13 protein-coding genes are annotated in these 22,339 nt (G+C 75.2%); 10 read left to right on the plus strand and 3 right to left on the minus strand.

All coding sequences use genetic code 11. From position 1 onward, the window contains the following. Positions 1-21: 21 nt before the first annotated feature. Positions 22-1,779 carry an enoyl-CoA hydratase-related protein gene (locus SLAV_RS31480; protein ID WP_100661063.1) on the minus strand — a complete coding sequence of 586 codons (1,758 nt, stop codon included), beginning with the start codon at positions 1,777-1,779 and terminating at the stop codon, positions 22-24. A 384-nt stretch (positions 1,780-2,163) separates the two neighbouring features. On the opposite strand from SLAV_RS31480, the gene SLAV_RS31485 reads away from it, so the two are divergent. Beyond that, entirely contained in the window at positions 2,164-4,095 is a 1,932-nt protein-coding gene (locus SLAV_RS31485; RefSeq protein ID WP_100661064.1) for an APC family permease, read from the plus strand. 53 nt (positions 4,096-4,148) lie between these two features. Here the strand turns inward: SLAV_RS31485 and lysA are convergent, their stop codons facing one another. Together lysA and SLAV_RS31495 are read right to left on the minus strand one after the other, a co-directional pair. Beyond that, the gene (gene lysA / locus SLAV_RS31490; RefSeq protein ID WP_100661331.1) at positions 4,149-5,516 is read right to left on the minus strand and encodes a diaminopimelate decarboxylase; all 1,368 of its coding nucleotides are present in this window, start codon (positions 5,514-5,516) and stop codon (positions 4,149-4,151) included. A 14-nt stretch (positions 5,517-5,530) separates the two neighbouring features. Then, complete coding sequence (locus SLAV_RS31495; RefSeq protein WP_100661065.1) at positions 5,531-5,887, minus strand: SAV_915 family protein; 357 nt, start codon at positions 5,885-5,887, stop codon at positions 5,531-5,533. Positions 5,888-6,354: 467 nt separating this feature from the next. Between SLAV_RS31495 and SLAV_RS31500 the strand changes: the two genes are divergently transcribed. From SLAV_RS31500 to SLAV_RS31540, 9 genes are all read left to right on the plus strand, one after another. Beyond that, the gene (locus SLAV_RS31500; protein WP_100661066.1) at positions 6,355-6,540 is read left to right on the plus strand and encodes a thiazolylpeptide-type bacteriocin; all 186 of its coding nucleotides are present in this window, start codon (positions 6,355-6,357) and stop codon (positions 6,538-6,540) included. A 101-nt stretch (positions 6,541-6,641) separates the two neighbouring features. Next, a complete protein-coding gene (locus SLAV_RS31505) occupies positions 6,642-9,383 on the plus strand; it encodes a lantibiotic dehydratase (RefSeq protein ID WP_100661067.1) in 2,742 nt (913 codons plus the stop codon). 32 nt (positions 9,384-9,415) lie between these two features. Beyond that, complete coding sequence (locus tag SLAV_RS31510) at positions 9,416-10,609, plus strand: lantibiotic dehydratase C-terminal domain-containing protein (protein WP_159038067.1); 1,194 nt, start codon at positions 9,416-9,418, stop codon at positions 10,607-10,609. Continuing rightward, the gene (locus SLAV_RS31515) at positions 10,606-12,315 is read left to right on the plus strand and encodes a hypothetical protein (protein WP_100661069.1); all 1,710 of its coding nucleotides are present in this window, start codon (positions 10,606-10,608) and stop codon (positions 12,313-12,315) included. The genes SLAV_RS31510 and SLAV_RS31515 overlap by 4 nt, the downstream gene beginning before the upstream one ends. After that, positions 12,312-14,195 carry a TOMM precursor leader peptide-binding protein gene (locus tag SLAV_RS31520; RefSeq protein ID WP_167456810.1) on the plus strand — a complete coding sequence of 628 codons (1,884 nt, stop codon included), beginning with the start codon at positions 12,312-12,314 and terminating at the stop codon, positions 14,193-14,195. The genes SLAV_RS31515 and SLAV_RS31520 overlap by 4 nt, the downstream gene beginning before the upstream one ends. Positions 14,196-14,211: 16 nt before the next feature. Next, entirely contained in the window at positions 14,212-15,951 is a 1,740-nt protein-coding gene (locus tag SLAV_RS31525; protein WP_100661070.1) for a thiopeptide-type bacteriocin biosynthesis protein, read from the plus strand. A 54-nt stretch (positions 15,952-16,005) separates the two neighbouring features. After that, entirely contained in the window at positions 16,006-17,451 is a 1,446-nt protein-coding gene (locus tag SLAV_RS31530) for a glyceraldehyde-3-phosphate dehydrogenase (RefSeq protein WP_100661071.1), read from the plus strand. A gap of 199 nt (positions 17,452-17,650) precedes the next feature. Further along, positions 17,651-19,456, plus strand: coding sequence for a VanW family protein (locus SLAV_RS31535; protein ID WP_100661072.1), 1,806 nt, complete (start codon positions 17,651-17,653; stop codon positions 19,454-19,456). A gap of 141 nt (positions 19,457-19,597) precedes the next feature. Then, a complete protein-coding gene (locus SLAV_RS31540) occupies positions 19,598-22,300 on the plus strand; it encodes a SpoIIE family protein phosphatase (RefSeq protein WP_244225250.1) in 2,703 nt (900 codons plus the stop codon). Positions 22,301-22,339 lie beyond the last annotated feature (39 nt).

Consider the following 22,339-nt stretch of genomic DNA (forward strand, 5'->3'; position numbering starts at 1 on the left):
GCCCCGGCCACACCTTTCTTGCTAACAGCCCTCCGCCCCCGGTGCTCCGTCATGTACGGCCAGTGAGGTGATGGCGGCTCCGGGCCGCCCGGGCACGGGACGGGTCAGGTGCGGCGGGGTTGCGGCCGCCGCCTCCTTGCGCACGAAGGCGCGGCGCAGGGCGTGGTACGGGGCCGCGGGGTCGAAGAAGGTGCGGTGCATCAGCGCCAGCTCCGCCTCCCGGTAGGAGGCCAGCGGCCGGACGGCCTCGTCGCGCTCGCGCAGGGCCTTCTTCGCGGCGATCCGGGACTGGGCGGCGGGCAGCGCCGCCAGGTGCGCCGCCAGCCGCGCGGTCTCGCCGGCGAAGGCCTGCGGCGCGCAGGGCACCGTACGGTCGACCAGCCCGAGCCGGAGCGCGCCGGCCGCGCTCACCGGCAGGGCCTCGGTGGTCAGGCGGTCCGCGGCGGCGGCCCCGACGCGGCGCGGCAGCGTGTACGTCCAGTACTCGGAGCCGTACAGCCCCATCAGGCGGTAGTGCGGGTTCAGCACCACGCCCGCGCGGCACCAGACCTCGTCGGCGGCGAGCGCCAGCATGGCCCCGCCCGCGGCGGCGTTCCCGCCGAGGGCGGCGACGACGAGCCGGTCGGTGGTGGTGAGGACCGCCTCGACCAGGTCGTCCATGGCGTTGATGTTGTCCCAGGACTCCCGCGCCGGGTCGGCGGCCGCCTCGATGATTCCCAGGTGGATGCCGTTGGAGAAGAAGTCGCGGCCACCGCCCAGGACGAGCACCGAGGTGGGGCGGGCGCAGGCGGCCCGGTACGCCTCCAGCAGCCGGCGGCACTGCGCGGTGCCCATCGCACCGCCGGGGAAGGCGAAGGACAGGAAACCGACCGGCCCCTCCTCCCGGTAGCGGACGTCGGCCCACGTACGGCCGCGGGCGTCCGCGTGCGGGGGCGGGGCCGGGTGCTCGCGCAGCGGCGGCAGCCGGTCGCCGAGCGCCAGGGCGGCGGGCAGCTTCACCGGGGCGGGCTCCCCGGGCACCCGGCGGGCCCGCAGCTCCGGGATCCACACGGCGCCGTCGGCGGTGGCCCGGCACACGGCCCCCGCCCGGGTCGCGAGCAGTTCGCCGGGGCGGCCGCGCAGGCGGTGTTCGGGGTGGCCGCCGTGCAGGTACCACTCGCCGCCCAGCAGCTCGTCCAGGACGCCCGGCCGGGAGTCGGCCGCGCGCAGCGTGCGCAGGACCCGGTCGGTGGAGTCGGCCTCCCAGTCGATGCGGCGGGCCTCCTGGCGCAGGTAGGGGCGGGTGCGGACGGCGGCCGGGTCCTGGGGGACGGGGGTGTGGGTGCCCGACGCGACCCGCTCGACGGCGAGCAGCACCGCCCGCAGGGCCGCGTCGGCGATCTCGCCCCGGTACAGGTCGCTCTTGCCGACCGGCGGGACCGGGCACTCCGCGGTGGCCCACACGTCGCCGGCGTCCATCTCGGCCCCGGCCTGGAGCACGGTCACGCCCCAGCGGGTCACCTGCTCCTGCACGGCCCGGTCGAGGGAGGAGGGACCCCGGTCGCCGACGGGCCCCGGGTGGACGATCAGACAGGTGCGGGCGGACCACACCTCCTCGGGGATGGCCGTCGTCAGCATCGGGGCGAGGACCAGGTCGGGATCGTGCCGGAGCACGGCGTCGGCCAGGGGGACGCCGGGCAGGGCGAGTTCCACCGCCACGCGGTGGCCGTGGTCGCGCAGTTCGGCGTGGACTCGCTGCGTGAGGCTGTTGAAGGCGCTCGCGACGAGCAGGACGTACACGTGATCTCCCAGCGGCGGCCCGGTGCCACGACGGCGTGGATCCCGGCCTGATCGGCAGCCCGTGACCGGAGCATGACCGGCCGCCTGAGATGGTCGGGCACCCGGCGGGGACCACGCCCGGAGCCGGGCTGCGGTGTCACTCGAAAGCGCCCCCGCGGAGGGCCGCTCGGCCGCACCGCCGCCGGGCTTCGACCGCTCCGGGCCGGGCCGCCGCCGCCCCGGGGCCGGACGGTTCGCGCCGGGCCGCCCCGGCCGGGCACCCGCGTTAAGGTCGCGTCAGGATTGGCCCGATTACGTGCACAAACGATCGAACTGCGTACGCTGGCTCAGCCGTCGTGTCCACGCCGACGGCTTTTCCATGCCGTACGACAGGAGCCCCCCACGATGGCCACCCCTGCCCGCACACCACGCCTGCGCGCGTGGATGCTGGAAGGCCTGACCGACCGCCCCGGGCAGCACGCGCAGACCGGGACCGCGCACGAGGGCCGCCCCTGGTGGCGCGTCATGTGCCTGACCGGCCTGGACTACTTCTCCACCCTCGGCTACCAGCCCGGCATCGCCGCGCTCGCCGCCGGGCTGCTCTCGCCGCTCGCCACCATCGTGCTGGTCGTCCTCACCCTGTTCGGCGCCCTGCCCGTCTACCGGCGGGTGGCCGAGGAGAGTCCGCACGGCGAGGGCTCCATCGCCATGCTGGAGCGGCTGCTGTCCTTCTGGAAGGGCAAGCTGTTCGTCCTGACCCTGCTCGGGTTCGCGGCGACCGACTTCCTGATCACCATCACCCTCTCGGCCGCCGACGCGACCGCGCACCTGGTGGAGAACCCGCACCTCACCAGCACCCTGCACGGCCACGAGGTACCGATCACCCTGCTCATGATCGCCCTGCTGGGCGCGGTGTTCCTCAAGGGGTTCAGCGAGGCCATCGGGGTGGCCGTGGTGCTCGTCGCCACCTATCTCGGGCTGAACGTCGTGGTCGTGGCGGTCGGTCTGTGGCAGGTCGCCACCGAACCGCACGTGGTCGCGGACTGGACCCAGGCCCTCACCGCCGAGCACGGCAACCCGTTCATGATGATCGCCATCGCGCTGGTCGTCTTCCCCAAGCTGGCCCTCGGCCTGTCCGGTTTCGAGACCGGCGTCGCGGTCATGCCGCACGTGCACGGCGACCCCGACGACACCGGGGCCCGGCCCGCCGGCCGGATCCGCGGCACGAAGAAGCTGCTGACCACGGCCGCCGTGATCATGAGCGTCTTCCTGATCTGCTCCAGCTTCGTCACCACGCTGCTGATCCCCGCCGACGAGTTCAAGGCGGGCGGCGAGGCCAACGGCCGCGCGCTCGCCTACCTCGCGCACGAGCACCTCGGCTCCGCCTTCGGCACGGTCTACGACGTCTCGACCATCCTCATCCTCTGGTTCGCGGGCTCCTCCGCGATGGCCGGCCTGCTCAACCTCATGCCGCGCTACCTGCCCCGCTACGGCATGGCCCCGCACTGGGCCCGAGCCCTGCGCCCGATGGTCATCGTCTTCACGCTCGTCGCCTTCCTGGTGACCTGGCTGTTCGACGCCGACGTCGACGCGCAGGGCGGCGCGTACGCGACCGGCGTGCTGGTGCTGATCACCTCGGCCGCCGTGGCCGTGACCATCGCCGCCAAACGGGCGGGCGAGCGCGGCTGGACCATCGGCTTCGGGATCATCTCGGCCGTCTTCGTCTACACCACGGCGGTGAACGTGGTGGAGCGGCCCGACGGCGTGAAGATCGGAGCCTGTTTCATCGCGGGCATCATGGCGCTCTCGCTGCTCTCCCGCCTGGCCCGGGTCTTCGAACTGCGCGTCACGCACGTGGAGCTCGACGACATGGCGCAGCGGTTCGTCCGCGACACCGCCAACCGGACGATACGTTTCATAGCCAACGAGCCCGACCGGCGGGACAAGGCCGAGTACCGGGACAAGGTCGAGCAGATCCGCGAGGACAACGACATCCCCCCGGGCGACGACGTGCTGTTCGTCGAGGTCACCGTCCTGGACCCGTCCGAGTTCGAATCCGGCCTGAAGGTCAGCGGCGAGGTGCTCCACGACCGCTACCGGGTCCTCACCCTGGAGAGCTCCACCGTCCCCAACGCCCTGGCCGCACTGCTCCTGCACGTGCGCGACGGGACGGGACAGCGCCCGCACATCTACTTCGAGTGGACCGAGGGCAATCCGATGACCAACTTCCTGCGCTTCTTCCTCTTCGGGCAGGGCGAGGTGGCCCCCGTCACCCGTGAGGTCATCCGCGCGGCCGAACCCGACCGGGCCCGCCGCCCCCACGTCCACGCCGGCTGACGTACGGCGCTCCCGCCGGGCGGGGCGACGCGGGGGCCGCGGTACGGCTTTGCTCAGGCCCCGACGTCCCGGCCGCGGAAGTCCTCCAGCGTCTCGCGCCGCACCAGCAGGCGGGCCGCGCCCCCGTGGACCCCGACGACCGCCGGCCGGCCGACGAGGTTGTACCCGGAGGCCATCGACAACTGGTAGGCGCCCGCCACCGGGACGGCCAGCAGGTCCCCGGGGTGGACGTCGCCGGGCAGTTCCACACCGGCGGCCAGCACGTCCCCCGCCTCGCAGTGCCGGCCGACGACGGTCGCCGCGCACGGGGCCGCCGTCGAGCGCCGGCCGATCAGGCGGGGGGCGTAGCGCACCCCGTACAGGGCGGGCCGGGGGTTGTCGCTCATGCCCCCGTCCACCGCGACGAACACCGTCGTGCCGGTGCGCTTGACGGCGAGCACCCGGTACAGGGCCACCCCGGCCGGACCGACGAGGGCCCGGCCGGGTTCGACGAGGAGGCGGGGCACGGCCAGCCTGGCGGCCGCGCAGGCCTCGGCGAGCTCGGCGCGCAGCCGCGCGGCCAGGGCGGCTACGTCGAGGACGGCCTCGCCGGGCCGGTAGGCGATGCCGTGGCCGCCGCCCATGTCCAGCTCGGGCAGGACGACCCCGTGCAGGTCCCGGATCTGGGCCAGCAGCCCCACCATCCGCCGCAGGGCCGTCACGTACGGCTTCACCCCGGTGATCTGGGACCCGATGTGGCAGTGCAGGCCGGTGAGTTCGAGCCGCGGCTGCCCGAGTATCCGGGCCACTGCGTGCCCCGCGGACCCGTCGGTGAGCGACAGCCCGAACTTCTGGTCGTCCGTGCCGGTGCGGATCTTGTCGTGGCCGCCGGCCGAGACGCCGGGCACCACCCGCACCATCACCCGCTGGCGCTCCCCGGGGCCGACGGCGGCGGCGATCCGGGCCGTCTCGGAGGCGCTGTCGATGACGATCCGCCCCACGCCGAGCCGCAGCGCCGCCTCCAGGTCGCGGGGGGACTTCGCGTTGCCGTGCAGCACGATCCGCTCGGGCGGGAACCCGGAGGTCACGGCCAGCTCCAGTTCCCCGGCCGAGCAGACGTCCAGGCCCAGGCCCTCCTCCCGGACCCAGCGCACCATCGCCCGGGACAGGAACGCCTTCGCGGCGTACAGCACGTCGGCGTCGGGGAAGGCGTCGAGGTAGCTCCGGCAGCGGGTGCGGACCTCGCCCTCGTCCAGGACGTAGAGCGGGGTGTCGAAGCGGTCGGCCAGCTCGGCCAGGGGCACCCCGCCGACGGCCACGCCGCCGTGCGGGAGGGGGGCGGTGGAAGCGGGCCAGACGGACAGGTCGTCGGCGGGGTCCGGGGCCGGGCCCGGGGCCGGGTTCGTGGCCGGGTTCGGTACGGGGAGGACGTCCGCGGTCATGGTCCGGTCTCCCATCAGGCGGTCCGGCTGAGCGGACCGGCGCCGGGGCCCGCGACCGGGGTCACCGCGGCCGGGGTCGTCGCGACCGGGGGAGCCGTCAGCGACGGATCGACCGTCAGCAGGGTCACCCCGAGGGGCGCGGCCAGCGCCCGCAGGGCCGACTCGGAGAGCCTGATCCAGGTCTGCGCGGCGCCGAGCGTGGCGGACAGCCGCTCCGGGGCGGTGAAGCCGACGGCGGTGCGCTCGCCCAGCGGGGTCCGGAACAGCCGCAGCACCGCGCTCTCGCCTCCCGGCCGGGCCGGCACGTACAGGGGCCCGGCCGGGACCCGTTCCTCGGGCTCGGGGTCGTCGTCGTACAGGAACAGACACATGGGGCCCTCCTCGGGGAACCACGGGTGGCGGGTGGCGCCCCGGACGCGGGGAGGCGGTCCGGAGCTCGCCCTCGAAGTTATCCCCGAATTCCCTCCGGCTTCTCCCGCCCCTGACGGAGCCTTGACGGCGCAGGCCCGATTCCTGACGCGTTGCTGATGCACCGCTGACGCACCCCTGACGGAATTCCGTTGAATTTTCTCCAAGGGTGCGGGAAATCTGCAAGTGGCCGAAATCAATGGGCTCCTGAACAGCTAAAACCTATGTTTTCGGCCGCGCGGAAGGGGTGGTGTGGAGGCATTTTCCGGAGGTGCTGGCATATTTCTCCGATGCTTGCCGTGGCGCGTTCTGGCTTGTAATACTTTTCCTGCGAAAGGCGGTTCCGGGCATCGGGAAAATGCCGCCCCGGAACTGCCGGTCTCGCTCCGTGCACATTCGGCCTATCGCTTCCAGATTTCGGGAGACACCCATGTCCGACACCGCACCCGACGCCGCCTTCGACCTCCAGGACCTGGAGCTCGACCTCGGCGACCTCAGCGTCACCTCGATGCGCGACACCGCCGCACTGCCCGAAGGCGGAGCCTCCTGGGGTTCGTGTTCCTGCCAGGGCTCCTCCTCCTGCGCCCAGCCCCAGACGGACACCCCGACCGCCTGACCCCCCACCACCCACCCACCCCGAGCGCCCAGCCCGCCTCCCGCCGCACCCCGGTGCGGCGGGAGGCCGTACGCCACCACCGACAGGAACGGGGGAGCGCCATGCCGCAGGAACCGTCACGGTCACCGGAGCCCCGGCTCGCGGCGGCGCCCGCCGGCCCCGGCCGCCCGGCCGGCTACCGGGTGCGGTCCGCGCCGTACGCGCTGGTCCGCACCACCGTGCTCACCCACCCGCCGCAGGGGCCCGAAGCGGAGCGCTTCCGCGCCCTGCTCGCCCGCCTGCACCGGACCGAGACGCGGCTGCTGCGCACCACCGCACCCCTGTGCGACGACCTGTACGCCAGCCGCGACGGGCACCCGGCCGACTTCCACCGCGACGTGGTCCTTCCCCTGCGCCGCGCCCTGCACAACGGGCGCGAACCCCGCCCCGCGCTGCTGGCCCGACTCGGCGACCTGCCCGAGCGGGTGCCCCGCCTCGCCGACTGGACCGCCCTGCGGGCACGCCGCCGGACCCTTCTCGCCGAGCTCGGCGCCACCGCCGGGCCCGCCCTCGCCGCCGAACGCGAGGCCCTGGCCGCCCTGTGCCGCGAACCCGCCCTCGCCAAGGCCGTCGCCCTCACCAGCGCCGACCTCCTGCGCGCCGTACGACGGGCGGCCGGCGGGGCGGACGACCGCAAGACCCGCAAGGAAGAGGCCACCGTGCTGCGCCACGCGCTGCGGGCCTGCACCAAGACCAGCCCGCTGTCCTGGTTCACCGCCGTCGGCTGGGGCGCCCTGCCCTCCGTACGGACCGGCACCCGGCTGTCCTGGGGCGAACCGGGCCTCCTGGACGGCCCCCTGCACGCCGTGGTCAAGCCCAACCGCACCCTGACGACCGCCCTCACCCTCGCCCTCCTGGACGCCCCGCACCGCCGCGCCGGCCTTCCGCACCGCATCACCAGCTCCGCGCGCACCACCGACGGCCGGGCCGCCTACTCCCGCGACCGGACCGCCTTCGCGGGAGGCCGCTACCTGGTGGCGCGCGAGGACGAGGCGGAGCTGCCGGCCGGCGGCCCCCTGGGCCTGGTCACCGAGCACGCCGCCGACCCGGTGCCCCTGGGGGAACTGGCCGAACGGCTGACCGCCGCCCTGCGGGAGACGGGAGCCGCCGCCGGCCCGGCCGCCGAGACCTTCCTCGCCCGCCTGACGGAGGCCGGCCTGCTGGTGCCCGCCGACCCCGTCCCGCCCCAGAGCGCCGACCCGCTCCACGACATCGAGACCTGGCTGCGCCCCGCCGGCCCGGCGCGGCACGCCGGGGACACGGAGCGGGCCGCCGGGGACACGGAGCGGGCCGGGGACGCGGAGCGGGCCGGGCGGGTCGCCGGGATAGGGCGGCTGACCGAAGCGTTCGGCGCCGCCGCCGCCGAGGAACGGCCCGCCCTGCTCGCCGGCCTCGCCGACCGCTGGGCCGCGGAACTGGCCGAGGCCGGACGCCCCGTCCCGGCCGGCTCCGCCCCGCTCACCGTGCTGTCCGAGGACGTCGTCGCCCCGCTCCCGCTGCCGCTCGACGGCTTCCTCGACACCGCCGACCACACCGCGCTCGCCGAGGTCACCGCCCTGGCCGAACTCTTCGATCTCGGACACCTCCTGCGCCGCGTCGTCCGCGACCGCTTCGTCGCCCGCTACGGCCCCGGCGGCACCTGCCGGCACCCCTGGGAATTCGGCGCCGAGGTCACCGAGGCCTGGGAAACGGCCGGCCGGCTCGCGGACCTCGACCCCGCCGACCGGGCCGCCCTCCCCACCGGGACGGAGGAACTCGCCGCGCTGCGGGACGGGTTCACGGCCGCCGTACGCGACGCCCGCGCGCAGGACCCCGCCGACGCCGCCGAGGTCGTCCTGCCGCCCGGCCCGGTCCGCGCCCTCGGCGGGCACCTGCCGGGCTGGGCGCTCGAACGCCCCCTCAGCTACGCGTACTTCCTCCAGCGGGACCCGGACCGCGGCCTGCTCGCCGTCAACCACGTGTACGGCGGATGGGGCCGCTTCAGCAGCCGGTTCCTGGACGCCCTGGACCCGCGTGCCACCGCCGAGACGGCCCGGCAGATCCGGCGCGGTCTCGCCCCCGGCGCCAGGGCGGCCCAGATCAGGCCCGTCGGCGGGTTCAACGCCAACCTCCACCCCCTGCTGGTCCCCGACGAGATAGGCCCCGACCACCGCCGCGCCTCGATCGCCGAAGGCGACCTGGAACTCGTCCACGACGAACCCACCGACCAGGTGCGCCTGCGGCTGCGGAGCACCGGCGAACACCTCGACGTGCTCTACCCCGGATTCCTCGCCCCCGTCCTGCTGCCCCGCCGCATCGCGGCGCACCTGTGCGACCACCCCCACGGCGTGGTCGACTTCCGGTCCCTCGTGCCCCGCCGCGTCCTCACCGCCCCGGGCGGCCGCGTCGTCCACAGCCCCCGCCTCCTCCACCGCCATGTCGTGCTCCGCCGCCGCCGCTGGCAGCTGACGCCCGGCGTCGTACGCGAGCTGCGCGCCGAACTCGCCGCCGCCCCCGCACCGGCGGAGGCGGCCGCCCGCTGGCGCGCCCTGCTGGACCTGCCCGAACAGCTCTTCCTGCACCCTGCCGCGACCGCCCCCACCGGCCGCCCCGCCGAGGACTTCCTGAGCCGGCTGAGCCGTCCGAAGCCGCACTTCGTGGACCTCGGCAGCGCACTGCACCTGCGCTGCCTGCCCAAGTGGCTGTCCCGGCACGGCGACGGAGCCGTCCTGGAGGAGGCGCTGCCCGCACCCGGCGGCCCGGCCGCCCCGGCCCGCGCCGTCGAACTCGTCCTGGAGGTCTACCGGTCCGGACGGCCGCGATGAGGGCCGCCACGGCGGAAAGGGAGGAAGGGCCCGTGCCGCAGTCACCGCACGCCGCCGCCGAAGCCAACACCGCCGACAGCGCCGCCGACGACCTCGGCGCGCGTGACGTCGTCGCCTTCCACCACCACCCCGTCAAAGCACCCCTGCTGCGCGCAGCATTGCTGCCGCTCGCCGCCTCCTGCGCCGCCGACGGCCTGGCCGCGCACGTCGAGCGGCACTGGCTGCACGGCCCCCACCTGCGGCTGCGCATCCAGGGCCCGCCCGCCCGGGTGGAGGCCGCCGCCGAGGCCGCCGCCCGGCGCGTCCGCGCCTGGCTCCACGCGCACCCCTCGCACACCGACCTGACGGAGTCCGAACTGCTGCGCCGGGCGGCCGAGGCCGGACGCGCCGAACTCGTCCCCCCGCCCTACGGGCCCATCGCCCCCGACAACACGGTCCGCGTCGAGACCGTCGACCGCACCCCGCTGCGCACCCTCCTCGGTGAGGACGGCGCCGCCCTGCGCGAGGACCTGCTGCGGGCGGGCCTCGGCGCGCTGCGGGCGGGCGCCGCCTTCCTCGGGGAAGGCGGCGACGGCTCCGGGGCACGGCTGCGGCTCGCGGTGACCGGCCTCGCCGCGCACGCCGCCGCCCACCCAGGGGGCCTGGCCGGCGGCCACTACTCGTACGTCTCCCACCTGGAGGACTTCTTCGTCCACGACGACCCGGACGGCCGCGTACGCGCCCGCTTCGAGCAGCACGCCGAGCGGGCGGGCGACGCCGTGACCGCCCTCGTCGGGAGGATCGCCGACGGCGGCGCGCAGGGCTGGGAACGGGAGTGGGCGGACTTCTCGGCCGGAGCCTGGCGGCTGGCCCGGAGCCGCCACGACGCCGGCGCCGACCTGCACGGCGACCCGCACGCCTACCGGGACCGGGCCGCCGCCACCGGGGACGCGGCGGCACGGGAGCGCTGGAACCATGACCTCCGCACCCGCTACAGCGAGTTCCACCGGCTGCTGAGCCGCTCCGACCCCCGGGGCACGATGTGGCACCGCCCCGACTACCTCGTCTACCGGGCCTGCACCAACGCCCTGTACCGGCTGTTCGCCCTCTGCGACGTCCGCCCGCTGGAGCGGTACCTGGCGGCCCACCTGGTCGTCCGCGCTGTGCCCGCCCTGACCGGCTGCGACTGGCGCGCCGAGGTCGGCGCGGCCGTCGAGGCCGCCGAGGCCGTGGAGCGCGGGGCATGACGGGCACCGGGCGACGGCTGCGGCCCGGCACCGCCGTGACCCCGCTGCGCGACGGACTGCACCTGCGGGGCCGCCGGGGGAGCGTCACCCTGGAGGGCAGCGCCGCGCTGCCCGTGCTGTGGCGCTCGCTGGAGCGGCCCCTGCGCACGGGCGGACTCGACGTGCTCCTCGACGGCCTGGAGCCCGGCTCCCCGGTACGGGCGGCGGTGGACGCGGTCCTCGCCCAACTGGAGGCGCACGACCTGCTCGTCACCGGGCCGCCGCCGCCCGTGCGCGATCCGGGTCCGGTCGGGCCGTGGCTCGCCGTGAGCGCCGGGCGGCCCGCCGACGCGGCGGCCGCGCTCGCCGCGACACGGGCCGAGGTGGTGTCCGCCGCCGTCGACGGCCCCCTGGCCAGGGCCGCGGGCCGGGCGCTCGAACAGGGCGGACTGCCCGTCACGTACACCCGCGACGCGGGCCTGCCCGAGGGCCGGATCCACCTCCGCGCCCACGGCCCCGCCGGCGTCACCCACGCCCTCGCGGCCGCCCTGCCCGCCCCGACCGGCTACGTCACCTCCCCGGACACCGCCGCCGGCACAGCCGCCACGGCGACGGCCCTGGAAACCCGCCTGGCAGCCCGCCCGACCCCCGCCGCGCCGGCCGCGGACCACGCCTGCGGCGGGGGAGGGGCGACCGCAGCCCTGCTCGGCGGCGCCGCCGCGCACCGGCTGCTGTGCGCGGTGGCCGGTCTGCCCGACCCGGCGGGCGAGGGGGACGACGACCGGCTGCTGCCCGGGCTCCCCGCGGTGCTCCTGGTGGACGCCCGCCCGCCGCGCGCCGAGTACCGCACCTGGGTCGGGCCCCGCCCCTCCGGTGCGCCCCTCGCACCCGCCGCCACCCTGCGCGAGGCCCTGCGCCGGGTGGCGGCCCTCGGCGACGGACGGTGCGGGGTGCTGCCCGACCCCGGCCCGGCGGACCTGCCGCAGCTGCCGGTCCCGCTCGCCTCCTGCGCCGCCCCCGGCCGGCCGGGGGAGACCCTGACCGGCGGCGCGCCGCGGCTGGACCTGGCCCGCCTGGAGGTGTTCTGCCGCGCGGCCGGACTGGCCCTGGGCGCGGCCGGTTCCACCGTGGGCGCGAGTCCCGGGCACGCCCTCGGGCGGGCCCTGCGGGCGGAGGTCGCCCGCAGGGCCGGGACGGGCACCGGGCGGCAGCCGGTGGCGCCGCGGCGGTGGTTCGGACATCCGCAGGCCCGCCACTGGTGGACCGCCCTGACGGCCCGTCTGGCCGTGCCCGCGCGCCTGCACGTGTTCCGGGTCGCCCCCGGCGAGGAGGTGTACCGGGCCGTCGTCCACCGGACCGGCCCGGACGGACCCGTGCCGCTCGGCGACGCCGTCGAGGCGACCCCCGGCGACGCGGCGGCCTGCGCCGCACTGGCCGCCGTCGCCGCCGTATCGGCCGGCGCCGTCCCTGCCGTCAGCGCCCCCGCGGGCGCGGCCGGTGCCGGACTGGCCGTCGCGGGTGCCCCGGGCGTCGGCTGGGAGGAGCCGGGGTGGACCGGACGGTGGCTCGCCGACACGGCCGGGCGCGAGGGCGCCTTCCAGGAGGCCATGGGCCGGCTGGCGGGCCCGCCCCGCCCCGCGCCCCGGGACGCCCCCGGCGGGGAACTCGCCGCCCTGCTGCGGGCGTTCGGATTCACCGTCCTGCACGTCCCGGAGGAGGCACCGTGACCGCCGCACCACCGCTCGACGCCGACTCCGCCCTCGCGGCCACCGCCGGAACGGCCGTGGTGCTGCTGACCCGGTGGACCCTCGGCCTCGCCGAGGAGCTGAGCCGGCACGCCCTGCGCCACCCGGTGGCCCTGGCGCCGGTGCGCTTCGACGGGGCGGTGGCCGTCGTCGGCCCGGTGCTGCGTCCCGGCGCGGCCGCCTGCCTGTGCTGCGCCGAGTACCAGCGGCTGGCCACCGCCGGCGGCCGGGTCCCCTGGCGGAGCACGGAACTCGCGCTGGCCGGCGTACCGTCACCGGCCCTCGCCGAGGCGGCCGTGGCCCTCGCGCGGGAGCTGCTCGACGCGCCGGCGGACGGAGCGGACGAGGACACCGCCGTCGTGCACCTGCTCCACCAGGGCCGCGCCACCTGGTCCACCCACCGCGTCCGCCCGGTGGGCGGCTGTGCGGTCTGCCACCCGCTGCCCGCCGACTCCCCGGCCGCGGTGGCCCCGCTGCCCGCGCAGCCCCGCCCGCTCCCCGACCCGTACCTCCTGCGCGCCCCCAACCCCCGCACCGCCGCGGGCCCGTTGCGGGCGGCCCTGTACGACGAGCGCTTCGGCCCGGTCCGCCGCCTGCTGCGCGCCGAGGACTCCGCCTTCTCCCTGACCGGCGCCTTCGTGACGGACGGCCGGCCCGTCGAGGACGGCGGCTACGGCCGGGCCCGGGACTTCCCCGGCAGCGAACGCATCGCGCTGTTCGAGAGCGTCGAGCGCTACGCGGGGATGCGCCCCACCGCCCGGCGCACCGCCCTGCGGGCCTCCTTCGCCGCCCTCGGCCCCGACCGGGCCGTGGACCCGCGGCGGCTCGGCCTGCCCGACCCCGCCCACCACGGGCACCCGGCCTCGCCGACGGTCCCGTACGTGCCCGGCCTCGTCCTCGACTGGGTGCACGGCTGGTCGCTCACCCGGCGGCGGGCCACGGCCGTCCCTGAACACGTCGCGTACTGGGACGTCCCCGGCGGCGCCGACCGCGGCCCGCGCGTGGTGTACGAGTCCTCCAACGGCTGCGGACTCGGCAACAGCCCCGAAGAGGCCGCCCTCTACGGCCTCTTCGAAGTCGCCGAACGCGACGCGTTCCTGATGGCCTGGTACGCGGCCACCCCGCTGCGCCGCGTCGAACCGCCGCCGGACGACCTCGACACCCTCCTGCTCGCGGACCGGGCGGCCGTCGCCGGCTACCGCCTCGTCCTGCTCGACGCCACGAACGACTTCGGCATCCCCGCCGTCGTCGCCGTCTGCCGCTACACCGGCTCCCACCCGGACGCCCCCCGGGTGTTCCTGGCGGCGGGAGCGCACCACGATCCCCGCGCGGCGATCCGGTCGGCGGTGGCCGAGGTCGTCACCAACGTCCTGGAGGCGCCCCAGCGGGCCTCCGCCGAAGGCGGCCCGCGCGATCCGGAGCGGCTGCGGCCCATGCTGGACCGGCCCGAGCTGGTCGTCACCCTCGACGACCACGTCGGCCTCAACACGCTCCCCGAGGCGGCCCCCCGCCTGGAGTTCCTCTTCGCCGACACACCGTGCGCGACCGTCGCCGAGGCCTGGCCGGGGGCGCCCGAGCCGGTCGGTGACCTCTCCGCGCTGCTCGGCGCCACCGTGGACCGGCTGGGGCGGGCCGGACTGGAGGTGATCGCGGTCGACCAGAGCGAGCCGGGCCTGCGCGCCGGGCTGGGCCTGCACTGCGTGAAGGTCGTCGTCCCCGGCTCGCTGCCGATGACCTTCGGACACGTCAACCGCCGCACCCGGGGCCTGCCCCGGCTGCTGGAGGTGCCGTACCGGCTGGGCCGCACCCCGCGCCCGCTGCGCCACGAGGACCTCGCGGTCCATCCCCATCCCTTCCCCTGACACCCGAGGACCGCACGTGACGACCACCGGCACCTGGCACAGCCACCACCTCTTCCTGCACTCCGGGACGTCCGACACCGACGCCTTCCTCCTCCGGTCCGCGGCCCCGCTCCTCGACGGCCTCGTCGCCTCGGGGGAGGCCGCCCGGTGGTTCTTCATCCGGTACGGGGAGGACGGCCCCCACGTAAGGATCCGGGTGCGCGGCCTGAGCGAGCGGGCCGCCGCGACCCTCCCGGGGGACCTGGCCGGCGCGGCCCGGGAGGTGCCCGCGGTGCCCGGGCCGTGGCCGTCACGCCACGGGGAGGTCCGCGCCGTGCCGTACGTGCCCGAGACCGACCGCTACGGTGGCCCGCGCGCGCTGCCCGTCGCCGAGGAGGTCTTCGCGGACTCCACCCGCGTCGTGCTGGACGCCCTGCGTGACCTCCCCGGCGAGGGTGCGGACGCGGCCCGGCTGACCCTCGCGGCCGACCTGGCCCACGCGACGGCGTACGCGCTCGGCATGGACCGCCGGACGGCGGCGCGCTGGCTGCGCCGGCACGCCGCGGGCTGGCGCTGGGTCACGCAGACGCCCCTGCTGCCCGGCGCCTCCGTGCACGCCCGGGTCAACTCCGTGCACGCCGCCCAGCGCACCGGCCTGGCCCGGCGCGCCGAGGCCCTGCGGAAGCGGCTCGGGGCGGGCACGGCGCAGCCCTGGCTCACCCACTGGACGGACCGGGTCCGCGAGGCCGACGCCCGGCTGCGCGCCGACGCGGCGCCGGGCGCCGGGGCGGGCCTCTCCGAGGACACCGCGGCCTGGGTCTGGGGCTCACAGCTGCACATGCTGTTCAACCGGCTCGGGGTCACCCCCGACGAGGAACGGGCCGTGTGCCGGCTGGCGGGCCGGACCCTGCTGGAGACGGACGGGGCGCCCGACTACTTCCCGGCCGGGCACACCGCCGCCGACCTGCAGTACCTGGAGCGCAGCAAGGTCCACATCGGCCGCAACGAGGACGCCGCGCTGCGGCAGGCCCCCGCCCCGGCGCCCCCGCCGGTGTCCCTGCCCGAGACGGCCCTGCCCGCGGCCCCCCTGCCGGAGGTCTCGCTGCGTTCGGTACTGGCCGGCCGGGCCTCCCGGCGCGGGCGCCTCACCGGGCCGCTGGACGCCCCCACCCTGGGCTCCCTGCTGTGGCACGCCCTGGCCGAGAGCAGCCGCAGCGCGCAGACCCTGGCGGACGGCACCGAGCGCCTCTTCGCCCACCGGCCCTACCCGAGCGCGGGAGCCCTGTACACGGCCGGGGTGCGGCTGCTGGTGCTGGACGTGGCGGGCGTCGAGCCCGGGACGTACGCGTGCGTGCCGGAGCGCCGGACCCTGCGCCGGATCGGGCCCGCGCCGACGGCGGACGAGCTCAGGCCGCTGTCGACGTACACCTCCCGTCCGGCGACGGATCCGGACTGGGTCGGCGTCGAGGAGGTGCCCGTGGTCCTCGGCCTCTACGCGGACCTCGGCGTGCTGCGGCGGCGCTACGGCCTGCGCGCCCTGCGCCTGGCCCTGCTGGAGACGGGCCACCTGGCCCAGACCCTGCTCCTGACGGCCTCCGCCCTGGGCCTGGGCGGTACCACGCTGGGCGGTTTCCACGACGACCTGGCCCACGAACTCCTCGGCCTGGACGACCTGGACCAGCCCCTGCAGTACCTGCTGCCCCTGGGCCGTCCGGCGCCGTCGGCCAAAACCGATCAGATCCGGTCAACAGGCGCATGGACGGGACCGCAGAAATGATCAAATTTCCTAGGGGTTAGCATATGAGCGCTGCCTAGCTCGAAAGATGGATCTGTGACTGTCAACGAGGACTCGTTCACCAACTGGAAGAACCGCGAAGAGATCGCGGAGTCGATGATCCCGATCATCGGGAAGCTGCACCGCGAGCGGGACGTGACGATCCTGCTGCACAGCCGCTCCCTGGTGAACAAGTCGGTGGTCAGCATCCTCAAGACCCACCGCTTCGCCCGGCAGATCGCCGGTGGGGAGCTCTCGGTCACCGAGACCCTGCCCTTCCTCCTCGCGCTCACCACGCTGGACCTGGGCCCCTCCCAGATCGACATCGGCATGCTCGCCTCGGAGTACAAGGCCGACGACCGCGGCCTGTCGGTCGAGGCCTTCACCGCCGAGGCCGTCGCCGGTGCCACCGGTGAGAACAAGATCGAGCGCGGCGCCGGCCGCGACGTCGTCCTCTACGGCTTCGGCCGCATCGGCCGCCTCGTCGCCCGCCTGCTGATCGAGAAGGCCGGCTCCGGCAACGGCCTGCGCCTGCGCGCCATCGTCGTGCGCGGCGGTGGCGAGGCGGACCTCGTCAAGCGCGCCTCGCTGCTGCGCCGCGACTCCATCCACGGCCAGTTCCAGGGCACCATCACCGTGGACGAGGCGACCAGCACGATCGTCGCCAACGGCAACACCATCAAGGTGATCTACGCCAACGACCCGTCCGAGGTCGACTACACGGCGTACGGCATCAAGGACGCCATCCTCATCGACAACACCGGCAAGTGGCGCGACCGCGAGGGGCTCTCCAAGCACCTGCGCCCCGGTATCGACAAGGTCGTCCTGACCGCTCCGGGCAAGGGCGACGTCCCGAACATCGTCCACGGCGTCAACCACGACACCATCAAGCCGGACGAGCAGATCCTGTCCTGCGCCTCCTGCACCACCAACGCGATCGTCCCGCCGCTGAAGGCCATGGACGACGAGTACGGCGTGCTGCGCGGTCACGTGGAGACCGTCCACTCGTTCACCAACGACCAGAACCTCCTGGACAACTACCACAAGGCCGACCGCCGTGGCCGCTCCGCGCCGCTGAACATGGTCATCACCGAGACCGGTGCCGCCTCGGCCGTCGCCAAGGCGCTGCCGGACCTCAAGGCGCCGATCACCGGCAGCTCGATCCGCGTCCCCGTCCCGGACGTCTCGATCGCGATCCTCAGCCTGCGCCTGGGCCGCGAGACCACCCGCGAGGAGGTCCTGGACTACCTCCGCGACGTCTCGCTGCACTCGCCGCTCAAGCGCCAGATCGACTTCACCACGGCCCCCGACGCCGTCTCCATGGACTTCGTCGGCTCGCGCCACTCCTCGATCGTCGACGCCGGCGCCACCAAGGTCGACGGCGACAACGCGATCCTCTACCTCTGGTACGACAACGAGTTCGGCTACTCCTGCCAGGTCATCCGGGTCGTCCAGCACGTCTCGGGCGTCGAGTACCCGACCTACCCGGTTCCGGTCGCCTGATCCGGTCCGCCCCGCACGAAAGGCGCCCGCCCCGAGCTCCGGCTCGGGGCGGGCGCCTTTTCCGTGTGCGTGAGAACCATTACATGTTTGCCCTAAATCACCCATTTCGGTCAATCATGAGGGTTCGGAAATCGTCATCTACGGGCTGCTGCCGCGGCCCAGCGCCGACCGCCTGCCGGTCGGCGCCCCAGGGAGTGACATGGCACGCGCGGGCAACAGGACGGGCAACTGGCGGATCGCTCTGCCGCTGGTGGGCGGGGCCGCCGTACTCGGTTTGGGCGGCCTCTACGTCACCGGACTCGTGACCGGCGGCGACATCGAGCAGGGGACCCGGGTGCGGGGCGTGGACATCGGCGGCATGAGCCGCGCCGAGGCCCGCCAGGCGCTGGACCGGGCGCTCGGACCCGGCGCGGCGGCGCCCGTGGCCATGAAGATCGGCGACCGCGTCGAGAAGGCGGCCCCGGCCGCGCTCGGCCTCTCCCTCGACACCGGGGCCACCGTCGACCTCGCCGCCCGCACCGGCCACGACCCGGTCACCGTCATCGGCCGGCTCTTCACCTCGGCCGACCGCGACATCGAGCCCGTGACCAGGGTCGACGAGCCCACCGCCCGGGCCGCCCTCGCACGTCTCGACGACAGCACCCGCCAGCAGGTCCGCGACGGCTCGATCACCTTCGACAAGGGCGCCGCCAAGGCCGTCGATGCCCGGCCGGGCATCGACCTGGCCGAGGACCGCGCCCTCGACACCCTCCGCGCCGCCTACCAGAACGGCTCCACAGGCCCGGTCGTGCTGCCGGTCGAGCGCCGGGAGCCGCAGGTCGGGGCCGAGGAGACGAACCGGGCCCTGGAGGCCTTCGCGCGGCCCGCGATGTCCGGGCCGGTGACGGTCGACGTCGCCGGGAAGCGGATACCCATCACCCCCGCCGTCCTCGGCGAGCACCTCACGATGAAACCCGACGCCCAGGGCCGCCTCGTACCCGCCCTCGACTCCAAGGGCCTGCTCGCCGACCCCGCCGTCGCCCGGCCCGTGGAGCAGGCCGTACAGGCCCCGCGCGACGCCGTGCTCGGCCTCGACGCCGCCGGCCGCGTGGCCGTGGACACCGACAGCCGCCCCGGCCACCAGGTCACCCAGGCGGCCCTCGGACGCGCCGTGATGCCCCTGCTCACCGGCACGGGCGCGGGCCGCAGCGGCGCGGTCGCCACCGAGGAGGTCCAGCCCGACCTCACGAGTGCCGAGGCCGCGCGGCTCGGGATCAAGGAGAAGGTCTCCTCCTTCACCGTCCAGTTCCCCGCCGCCCCCTACCGCACCACCAACATCGGCCGCGCCGTGGAGCTCATCAACGGCTCCGTCGTCCTGCCGGGCGAGGAGTGGAGCTTCAACCGCACCGTCGGCGAGCGCACCAAGGAGAACGGCTTCGTCGACGGCATCATGATCAACGACGGCCGGTACGTGAAGTCACCCGGCGGCGGGGTCTCGGCTGTCGCCACCACCATGTACAACGCGGCCTTCTTCGGCGGCGTCAAGCTCGTCGAACACGGCGCGCACTCGTTCTACATCGAGCGCTACCCCGAGGGCCGCGAGGCCACCGTCGCCTGGGGCACCCTCGACCTGCGCTGGGTCAACGACACCGGGCACGCCCTCTACGTACAGGCGCAGTCCACCGACACCTCGCTGACCATCACCCTGCTCGGCACGAAGAAGTACGACGAGATCAAGGCGACCAAGGGGCCGCGCACCCAGGTCACCCCGCCCGCCAAGATCAAGGGCAGCGGGCCGGCCTGCGAGGTCCAGACCCCGCTGGAGGGCTTCGACGTCTCGGTCGGACGCGACTTCGTCCAGGGCGGCCGCACCGTCCGCCACGAGGACTACAAGACCCACTACACCCCGCGCGACGAGGTCACCTGCGACCCGCAGACCCCGCAGACCGCCCCCACCACCCCGGCCCCGCAGACGGCGCAGGCGCAGTCCGCCCAGGCCCTCGCCGCCGCCCCGGCCCGGCGGTAGGGACCCGCACGCCCGTGCGCGCCGCGACACGGCGCGTGACCGGCGGGACGCATTTCGCGCCCGCCGGGGGCCGCGGGCATCCGGAAGTGCTACAACTGGGTGCGTGACCCTTCCTCGCCGCCACCCGCGCCGGGCACGTCGGTGCGGTCACCCGTAGGCAAGCGCTTCCGGAGCGTCGCCGGACAGGTATTCGTCCTTCAGGTGGCGATCGTGGTGTTGCTCGCTACCGGTGCGCTCATCGCCCTGCTGCTCCAGTCGCGCCACGACGTCGACCGGGAGGCGCGCAACCGGTCGGTGGCCGTCGCGGAAACCTTTGCCCACTCCCTCGGGCTCCAGGGGGCCCTGAAGACCCCCCACCCGTCCACGATCCTGCAGCCCCTCGCGGAGTCGACGCGCAAGGACGCCGGCGTCGACTTCATCGTGGTGATGGACACCAACGGCATCCGCTACTCCCACCCCAAACCGGACCGCATCGGCAAACGCTTCGTCGGCACCATCGCCCCCTCCCTCGCCGGCCACACGTACACCGAGAGCGTCAACGGCCCGCTCGGCCGGGAGATCCAGGCGGTGGTCCCGGTCAAGGCCGCCGACGGCAAGGTCGTCGGCCTGGTCTCGGCGGGCCTGACCGTCAAGAACGTGAGCGGGGTCGTCGACCGCCAGCTCCCCGTCATCCTCCTCGCCATCGCGACCGGCCTGGCCCTGGCCACCGCCGGCACGGCCCTGATCAGCAGACGCCTGCGCCGCCAGACCCACGGCCTCGGCACGCACGAGATGACCCGGATGTACGAACACCACGACGCGGTGCTCCACGCCGTCCGCGAGGGCGTCGTGATCACCGACGGCGACGGGCGGCTGCTGCTCGCCAACGACGAGGCCAAACGGCTCCTCGGACTGCCCGAGGGCACCGAGGGACGCTACATCGGAGACGTCCCCGGACTGGACCGCCGGATGTCCGACCTGCTGCTGTCCGGCCGGGTGGCCACCGACGAGGTACTGGAGGCCGGGGACCGGCTGCTCGTCGTCAACCAGCGCCCCACCCACACCCGCGGCCGGGCCGAGGGCAGCGCGGTCACCATCCGCGACTCCACCGAGATGCGGATCCTCACCAGCCGGGCCGAGACCGCCCGCAGGCGCCTCAAGCTGCTGTACGACGCGGGCGTCGACATCGGCACCACCCTCGACGTGGTCCGCACGGCCGAGGAACTCGCCGCCGTCGCCGTCCCCCGGTTCGCGGACTACGTCACGGTCGACCTCGCCGACTCCGTGCTCGACGGGGACGAACCCGGCCCGGGCGCCGACATGCGGCGCACCGCGGTCAGCGGCATCCGCTCCGACCACCCCCTCTACCCCCGCGGCCGACTGATCGACTTCCTGCCCTCCACCCCCCAGGCACGCGGCTACGGCACCGGTGAGGCGGAACTCGTGCCGGACCTCTCCGAGGCGCCCGGCTGGCAGGCCCAGGACCCGCCGCGCGCCCGGGAGATCATCGATTTCGGGATCCACTCGCTGATCGCCGCCCCCCTCACCGCCCGGGGCGTCGTCCTGGGCGTGGTCAACTTCTGGCGCTCCCAGAAGCCCGAGCCCTTCGACGAGGACGAACTGTCCCTGGCCGAGGAACTCGTCGCGCGCGCCGCCGTCAGCATGGACAACGCCCGCCGCTACACCCGCGAACACGCCCTCGCCGTGACCCTCCAGACCAGCCTGCTGCCCCGCGCCCTGCCCGAGCAGAGCGCCGTCGACGTGGCGCACTTCTACCTGCCCGCGCAGTCGGGGGTGGGCGGGGACTGGTTCGACGTGATCCCGCTCTCCGGCAGCCGGGTCGCCCTCGTCGTCGGGGACGTCGTCGGCCACGGCCTGCACGCCGCGGCCACCATGGGCCGCCTGCGCACCGCGGTCCACAACTTCTCCTCCCTCGACCTGCCCCCCGACGAGATCCTCGCCCGCCTCGACGACCTCGTGCAGCGCATCGACCACGACGCCGACGACGCCGCCGACCCGGGCGGCGGCGTACTCGGCGCGACCTGCCTGTACGCCGTCTACGACCCGGTCTCGCAGATGTGCACGCTGGCGCGGGCCGGGCACCTGCCTCCCCTCCTGGTCGCCCCCGACGGCCGGACCGAGTTCGTGGAGCTGCCGGCCGGACCCCCGCTCGGACTCGGCGGGATGCCCTTCGAGACCGCCGAGCTGCACCTCGCCGAGGGCAGCCAGCTGGTCCTGTACACCGACGGGCTGGTCGAGGAGCGGACCAGGGACATCGGCGAGGGGCTGGAACTGCTGCGCGCCGCCCTCAGCCACCCGGACCGGGACCCGCAGGAGAGCTGCCGGGCCGTCCTCGACCGGCTGCTGCCGGCCCGCCCGACCGACGACGTGGCGCTGCTCATCGCCCGCACGCGCACCCTCGGCGTCGACCGCGTCGCCCAGTGGGAGGTGCCGTTCGAGCCGAGCGAGGTCGCCACCGTACGCAACGCCGCCGCCCGCCAGCTCGACGCGTGGGGCCTGTCCGAACTGGGCTTCGCCACGGAACTGATCCTCAGCGAATTGATCACCAACGCCCTGCGGCACGGCTCCGGGCCGGTGCGCGTCAGGCTCCTGTACGACCACGCCCTGACCTGCGAGGTGTGGGACGGCAGCAGCACCGCCCCGCACCTGCGCTACGCCGCCACCACCGACGAGGGCGGCCGCGGACTCTTCCTCGTGGCCCAGCTCAGCGAGCACTGGGGCACCCGCTACACCCCGGAGGGCAAGGTCATCTGGGCGGAACAGTCCCTCCCCGGAGCCCCCGGGACCCCACCCGCCACCGAGGAATCCGCACTCGCCGCCTTCCTCGACGTGGAACCCCTCTGAAACTCGACGGGTCCCCAGGCGGTGAGAGCGGGATCGGCG

The sequence above is a fragment of the Streptomyces lavendulae subsp. lavendulae genome, from assembly GCF_002803845.1.
In the GTDB taxonomy this organism is placed as follows: Bacteria; Actinomycetota; Actinomycetes; order Streptomycetales; family Streptomycetaceae; genus Streptomyces; species Streptomyces lavendulae.

Bases quoted from the DNA above. Each gene is read 5' to 3' on its own strand.
- SLAV_RS31485 (WP_100661064.1), top strand. From the start codon at position 2,164: ATGGCCACCCCTGCCCGCACACCACGCCTGCGCGCGTGGATGCTGGAA.
- lysA (WP_100661331.1), bottom strand. From the start codon at position 5,516: ATGACCGCGGACGTCCTCCCCGTACCGAACCCGGCCACGAACCCGGCC.
- SLAV_RS31495 (WP_100661065.1), bottom strand. From the start codon at position 5,887: ATGTGTCTGTTCCTGTACGACGACGACCCCGAGCCCGAGGAACGGGTC.
- SLAV_RS31500 (WP_100661066.1), top strand. From the start codon at position 6,355: ATGTCCGACACCGCACCCGACGCCGCCTTCGACCTCCAGGACCTGGAG.
- SLAV_RS31505 (WP_100661067.1), top strand. From the start codon at position 6,642: ATGCCGCAGGAACCGTCACGGTCACCGGAGCCCCGGCTCGCGGCGGCG.
- SLAV_RS31515 (WP_100661069.1), top strand. From the start codon at position 10,606: ATGACGGGCACCGGGCGACGGCTGCGGCCCGGCACCGCCGTGACCCCG.
- SLAV_RS31535 (WP_100661072.1), top strand. From the start codon at position 17,651: ATGGCACGCGCGGGCAACAGGACGGGCAACTGGCGGATCGCTCTGCCG.